4 protein-coding genes are annotated in these 7,151 nt (G+C 67.4%); all 4 read left to right on the top strand.

Features of this window, described 5'->3' with window-relative positions:
- The first annotated feature begins 307 nt into the window (after positions 1-307).
- The 4 genes from KF688_03835 (at position 308) to KF688_03820 (ending at position 6,532) form a co-directional block, all read left to right on the top strand.
- Complete coding sequence (locus KF688_03835) at positions 308-1,357, top strand: hypothetical protein (protein ID MBX3424791.1); 1,050 nt, start codon at positions 308-310, stop codon at positions 1,355-1,357.
- 181 nt (positions 1,358-1,538) lie between these two features.
- Positions 1,539-3,488: a preprotein translocase subunit SecA gene (locus tag KF688_03830; protein ID MBX3424790.1), complete on the top strand. Its 1,950-nt coding sequence runs from the start codon at positions 1,539-1,541 to the stop codon at positions 3,486-3,488.
- A 204-nt stretch (positions 3,489-3,692) separates the two neighbouring features.
- Complete coding sequence (locus KF688_03825; protein ID MBX3424789.1) at positions 3,693-5,972, top strand: bifunctional SulP family inorganic anion transporter/carbonic anhydrase; 2,280 nt, start codon at positions 3,693-3,695, stop codon at positions 5,970-5,972.
- A 221-nt stretch (positions 5,973-6,193) separates the two neighbouring features.
- Complete coding sequence (locus KF688_03820; protein ID MBX3424788.1) at positions 6,194-6,532, top strand: hypothetical protein; 339 nt, start codon at positions 6,194-6,196, stop codon at positions 6,530-6,532.
- The last annotated feature ends 619 nt before the right edge of the window (positions 6,533-7,151 follow it).

The following is a 7,151-nucleotide window of genomic DNA, read 5'->3' as shown; positions in this document are numbered from 1 at the left end:
CCGCTTGCCCAACGCCATAATCCCGCTTCCTCCAAGGGGCGATCGCTGCAACGACGACCGTTATAACACGGGCGTCAAGCTTGGGTTTTTCAACGGGCTGCTAGCATCCACGAGGGCGACGCCGCACGGCGTCGCCCTCGTCTTTTGGGTCGCCGACCAAACCGCGCCTGGGCCGGACGCCGAACGCTGACGACGCGCAACTGCTAGCTGCCTTGCCAATCCGCTCTGGGAACGGCGACGGGAGATCGCTATCATCCCGCGACGTTTGTCACGACGAGGCGGTCTTCTGGCAGAAAGGATGCTGCCGATGGCGCGGCGTAGAGCCATTGCGGCGCTGATCCTCGTGCTTGCCGGCTGTAAGAATCAGTCAGGCACGACGATCTCGAATCCGTTTCTCACTCCCGATCGGGTCCCCCCGCCGTCGACGCGCGTCCTTGCGCCCGGGACCGCGCAGCCGTACTATCCTGGCGACCCGATGCCCGGCGCCGCCGCATACCAGCCCCCCGCGACGCAGGGCTACAGCCCCGCGACGGGCCTTCCGCCCGCGGGCGGTTACGCCCCTCCGGCGCAAACGTACGGGGCTCCCGCCTACGGCGCGCCAGCCGCCGGGGGAGCGACGCCGCCGGGCGGATGGGGAACGTACCCGCCGAGCCAGCAGCAATACGCTCCCCCCGCGACGGCGCCCGCCTACCAACCGCAGTACAACGCGCCTCCTTCCGGGTACTCGCCCGGCTACGGCGTCACTCCCACGGGCGCGGAATTGAGCTCGGCGAATCTCAGCGTCCCGGCGGGATCGCAGCCGCGGCTCCCCATTCAGCGGATGTTGGGCGAGGGGTCGGAACCGTCGTCGGTCGGAGCGACCCTTTCAGCGATCCCTCCCGCGGCCCCGGCGTGGAACGATCCGCAGTTCCGGCCCGCGGGGTTCACCGACGGTACGGCGACCTTGTCCGCCGGACCGATCGTCGGCAGCGATGGCTTCCGTCCGCGCGGCTCGACGCCGACGCCCGGCGCCGCCCCCGAGGGAAGCGGGTTTCAACCCCCGGAGATCACTCGCGCGGGGGTCGAGAGCAATCCCTACGGCGCCCTTGCCGAGCGATACAGCGTCGACGCCGCGTACACGTCGCTCCGCGGGCAGTTGGTGCTCGATGGCGCCACGGGAATGCTGTTCATTCACTACATGATCACCGGCGGCGACCCGTACGGCGGGGTGCTGCCGCTGGCGAATCCCGAGGTCGTCGCGGGGCTGCTCCCCGGCGACTACGTGAAACTTGCCGGGCAAGTCTTCACCGTCCCGCGCGACGACGGGACGCAAATGCCCGTATTCCGCGTCAATGCGGTCGAACGGCAACGGCAGTGAGAGCGTCTTGAGGCGTGAACCCTGAGGGGCGGCTGGCAGCGCAGCGCCGCTTGTCGCCCATGGCTCGCTCTCTTCGCGCCGGCTGCATTCGCGGGGCGGCGGCGGGGCGATACAATAGGGCTCGAACCGACGGCGTCCTTCTTCCATCGTCCCCTAGACTTCTTCGAGCCAGGTTTGCCGCGTGGCGCGAGTTCCTGACGGTATTGCTCGACGCCTCCAGGCCGCGCGCGGAGATCGCATCGCACGTTGGGCCGGGTACCTGCCGCTCATCGGCGCCTTGGAACCGCGGCTGCAGGGGCTCGACGATCTGGCGCTCCGCAAGGAGAGCCTCGGGCTGCGCTATCGGGCCCGCAGCGGCGAGTCGCTCGACCGGCTGCTCGTCGAGGCCTTCGCCCTCGTGCGCGAGGCGGGGCGACGCCGGCTGGGGATGCGGCACTTCGACGTGCAACTGCTCGGCGGCGCCGCGGTGCATCATCGCTCGATCGTCGAGATGCAAACCGGCGAAGGGAAGACGCTCACAGCCACGCTGCCGCTGTACTTGGCGGCGCTCGAGGGGAAGGGCGCCCTCCTGGCGACCGTCAACGACTATCTCGCCAAACGCGACGCCGACTGGATGCGGCCGCTGTACGACGCCCTGGGCATGACGGTCGGAATCATTCAGGGGCAACAACCGCAGCCGCAGCGGCGCGAGGCCTACGCCTGCGACGTCACCTACGGCACGGCCAACGAGATGGGATTCGATTTTCTCCGAGATCGGCTCCTGCTGCGCGCCCTGCAGGGGGGGCAGCAGGACCTGTTCGGCAAGATGCTCGGCGCCGGCGGCGCGGCCGCGGCGAACGCCGACAAACCGGTGCAACGGGCGCTCCACTTCATGCTCGTCGACGAGGCGGACAGCATCCTCATCGACGAGGCCCGTACGCCGCTGATCATCAGCGCCCTGCCGGGCGAGGACGAGCAGATCGCCGCCGAGGCGTACCGCTGGGCGGCCGAAGTGCAGGGCGCGTTCGTCGAGGACGACGATTACGAGTACGACCACGACGACAAGACGGTCGAGCTGTCGCTCGAGGGCCGGCAGAAAGTGCGGGCCCTCGCCAAGCCCTCCGCGATGGATCGGCTCCCGTTGTCGACGATCTACGAGTACGTCACCCGCGCGATCAAGGTGAAACGCGAGATGTTTCTTGATCGGCACTTCGTCGTACGCGACGGCGAGATCGTGATCGTCGACGAGTTCACCGGCCGACTGGCCGAGGGACGCAAGTGGCGAGCAGGCATCCATCAGGCGATCGAGGCCCAAGAGGGCGTCGAGATCACCTTCGCCACGAACCAGGCGGCGCGGATCACGATTCAAGACTTCTTCCTGCGATTTCAGCGTCTGGGGGGGATGACCGGCACCGCGTCGACCAGCAGCAGCGAGCTGCGGAAAATCTACAAGGTGCACGTCGAGCCGGTCCCCACGAATCGCCCGCCGATTCGCAAGCAACTGCCGACGCTGGTCTTCGGCACGTCCGACCAAAAATGGCAGGCGGTCGTCGAGGACGCCTTGGCGCAATTGGCCTCAGGCCGACCGGTGCTCATCGGCACGCGATCGATCGACAAGAGCGAACACCTGGCCGCGATGCTCGTCGCTGGCGGGGCCGAACCGACCGTGCTCAACGCCCGGCACGTGGCCCGCGAGGCCGAGATCGTCTCCGCAGCCGGACAACGCGGCAAACTCACCGTGGCGACAAACATGGCTGGCCGCGGGACCGATATCAAGCTCGGGCCTGAAGTGCATGACCTGGGGGGGCTCCACGTCATCTGCACCGAGTTGCACGAGGCCCAGCGGATCGACCGACAGCTCATCGGCCGCTGCGGTCGCCAGGGGGACCCCGGTTCGTATCGCCAGTTCCTGGCGCTGGACGACGAGATTCTGCTGATGGGTTACGGGCCCAAGAAGGCCGAGAAGCTCAAGGCCCTCGGCCTGCGATCGCAAGGTCCGCTGCGGGGGTACGAATCGCTGTTCCGCAAGGCGCAGCGGCGGGTCGAACGGCGCCACTTCCGCGACCGCAAGGTGATGCTCTACCACGAAAAAGAGCGGCAGAAAGTCCAGCGTCAAATGGGGCAGGATCCCTATCTCGACACGCCCGGCTAGCGGCGCAGGCTCCCGCCGGCCGGTTCGCGGTACGATGCGCCAAGGCACGCACGGGTTTGGCGCCCGGGCTACGGACCGAGCGTAACGGCGCACACCCTCCGGCTGCGGCGGCGGTCCACAGCCGGGTTAGCTGTGGTGGCGCACCCCACGTTCGATTACATTTGCTTAATCTTTGCGAATCACCGGGCCCTGGACTTCCGCCGTATGCTCCCCACTGCCAGCAGCAAGCTCCGCGCCGACTTCATCGCCGGCTTGGTCGTCTTTCTGGTTGCCTTGCCGCTGTGCCTGGGGATCGCGGTCGCTTCCGATGCGCCGCCGTTCGCGGGCCTGCTGGCGGGCGTCGTCGGGGGGATGGTCGTCGGCTCGATCAGCAAGTCGCAGACCAGCGTCAGCGGCCCCGCCGCCGGGCTGGCGGCGGTCGTGTCCGCCCAGATTGCCGAACTGGGTTCGTTTGAGACCTTCCTGCTCGCGGTATTTCTTGCGGGAATCATCCAGGTCGTTCTGGGGGTGATCCAGACGGGCGAGATCGCGGCCTTCTTTCCCTCGAGCGTCATCAAGGGCCTGCTCGCGGCGATCGGCATTCTGCTGATCCTCAAGCAGTTTCCCCACCTGTTCGGGCACGATGCCGACCCGGAAGGGGAGATGTCGTTCTACCAGCCCGACAGCGAGACGACCTTCTCCGAACTGGGGGCGACGCTCGGCAAGCTCCACCCGGCCGCGTCGGTGATCGGCGTCTTGTCGTTGGTGCTGATGTACGCCTGGAACCGGCTCCCCTCGTTGCGGCGGTCGCCCGTGCCTCCCCAGTTGACGGTCGTCGCCTTCGGCTTGGCGTTGACGTGGCTGTTCAAGAAGTTCGTGACGACAGGCGCGCTCGACAAGTCGTGGCTCGTCACCAAAAGCCACCTCGTCAACATTCCCGTGAGCGACTCGGCCCGCGATCTGTTCGCGGTGTTCACCCATCCGGACTTCAGCGCTTTGGGCAATTCGGCCGTTTACGTCTCGGCGATCACGATTGCCGCGGTCGCGTCGCTCGAGGCGCTGCTCAACATCGAGGCGGCCGATCGCATCGACCCCGAGCAGCGCACCACCCCCCCCAACCGCGAGCTGATCGCCCAGGGCTTCGGCAACATCGTCGGCGGGCTGGTGGGGGCGATCCCCGTTACCTCGGAAATCGTCCGCAGCAGCGTCAACATCAACGCCGGCGGCAAGACCCAGTGGTCGATCGTCACCCACGGCGCCCTCCTGGCCGCGGCCGTGGTGGCGGTCCCCGGACTGCTCAACCAGATCCCGCTGGCCTGCCTGGCGGCGATCCTGATCATCACCGGCTCCAAACTCGCCAGCCCGGCGCTGTTTCGTCACATGTACCGCAGCGGCTGGAACCAGTTGCTGCCGTTCTTGGTGACGATCGGCGCCATCGTGCTGACCGACCTTCTCAAGGGGGTTCTCATCGGGCTGGCGGTCAGCGGGCTGTTCATCATGTTCGGCCACTTCCGACACCCGCTGCGCAGAATCGAAGAGAACCACATTGCGGGCAAGGTGCTGCGGATCGAACTCCCCAGCCAGGTGACCTTCCTTAACCGCGCCGCTCTGACCCGGGCGCTCGACGCGGTCCCCCGCGGCGGCCACGCGCTGATCGACGCCCGGATGGCCGATTACATCGATCCCGACGTGCTGGGCCTGATTCGCGAGTACGAGAAACTCACCGCCCCGGCCCGCGGGGTCCACCTGAGCCTGTCGGGATTCAAGGACCATTACGATCTGCCGGATCGGATCCAATACGTCGACTTCTCGACTCGCGACCTGCAGACGCTGGTCACCCCCGAAGACGTGCTCCACATCCTCCGCGAGGGGAACGAGCGGTTCCGCAACGGGCGCCAGTTGACGCGCGACCTCGCGCGCCAGCGCGATGCGACGGCCGCCGGGCAGTTTCCGCTGGCGGTCGTGCTGTCGTGCATCGACTCGCGGGCGCCGGTCGAGCTGGTCTTCGACCTGGGCGTGGGGGACGTCTTCGTCGCCCGCATCGCCGGCAACGTCGTCAGCGAGCGGGTCATCGGCAGCATGGAATACGCCTGCGCCGTCGCCGGGGCCAAGCTGGTGCTGGTCATGGGCCACAGCGCCTGCGGGGCCGTGACTGCCGCGGTCGATCTCCACCTCGCCTGCAAGAAGCCGAGCGAGGCGACCCCCTGCCATAACCTCGACTCGCTGGTGGCCAACATTCAGGAGTCCATCGACCCGCGAGCGCTTCCCCGCGACTGCAACTGGGACGGGATCGACAAGAAGCAGGTCGTCGACGAAGTGAGCCGCGAAAACGTCCGCCGCAGCGTGCGGGCCGTCCTCAACCAAAGCCAGACAATCGCCGAGATGGCCGCCAAGGGCAAAGTGGCGGTCTTCGGCGCCTTCTACGACCTGCAGACCGGCGAGGTCGAGTTCTTCGAGAACGCCCTCAGCGAACCGTCGCCCGGAGCGATCGCCTCGAGCCGGTGACCGCCGCAGACGCATGAGCCGGCCGGTTTCATGTGCCGGCCGGCTCGTTGGGTGACTTGCTCGTGGGGCGCCGGCGGCTAGCGCCGTCCGCTCATGGTTTGGCATGGGCGGCGGGCGAGATTCGTCGTCTTGCGGCTCGGTCGCTCTTGACCGGCCGCGCCGCGGCGAATCTCATGGCAGGCGACGTTGACCGCTTCTCCACGACCCTCGGGCCGCCAGCCATGGACAAACGCACGATCATTTTGCCGGTGATCATGATCACCCTCGGCGCCGGTTGGCTGCTGGCCGCGCTCGAGTTCGCCGCCGAGGTCAACTGGGTGTGGACGCTGGGTCTGGCCGCGGTCGGGTTGCTGACGTTCGCCTTGTACGGTTGGGACAAACTGACGGCGGTCGTCGGCCCGCTGTTTCTCACGGCCAGCGTGCTGTCAATCCTGCGGCAGACGGGCCGGTTGCGGCTCGACGTCGAACTGCCGATCCTGGTCATGCTCGCCGGCGTTCTGCTGTTGGCGGCCCGCCACCCGCGCATCCCGAAGCCGACATGGCTGAGCGACAATTGCTGAGCGACAATGGCTGATCGGCGGCGCTGGGAACGAGTCATCGGTCGGGGCCGTCCGGGCAGCCGCTGGGCAACCGCCGGGCGGCATTTTGCACCGGTGCAAAACTCTCACACTTTTCGGAGCAAAACCCCGACGCCGGCCCGGTCGCGCGGCGCCCTAACCGCCTTCTCGCCAACGACTTAGGCAATCGTCCGCGGGGCGGCGCGGGCCAATTTTGCCAGCAAAACTCCGGCGGAGCGGGCAAAACTCGTCGCCTTGCCGCTCGACCCGATCCCTGAGCGAAGCCGACCGGCCCCGAGCGCTGCCGAGCCCCCCGATCGCCCGTTTCGTCACGCCCGGCTGGGCGTCACGCGGCAGCCCCTGGCGCGGGAATTCGTTCTACGCGAAAGGGTGGCCTAATTGCTACAAAAAATCTCGGACGCGCACTGCCCCAATGGCGCCCGCGCGGAAGGTCGCAAAGGCGGTTGACCGTTGGCCAAAATGAGGCGGGACAACACCGTTATCGGATAGCTGTGGGCGGTCGCACCTCGTTGACCACGCGTGCGATGGACTGCCTACGCTGCGTCGCCTCCTCTCGAAGGCTCACCCGACAGACGAAGTCACTCAAAGCGAGTGTCCCCTC

This window comes from Pirellulales bacterium (assembly GCA_019636345.1).
In the GTDB taxonomy this organism is placed as follows: Bacteria; Planctomycetota; Planctomycetia; order Pirellulales; family Lacipirellulaceae.
Note: the sequence above shows the minus strand (reverse complement) of the source record. Positions and strands in the feature narration are given on the sequence as shown.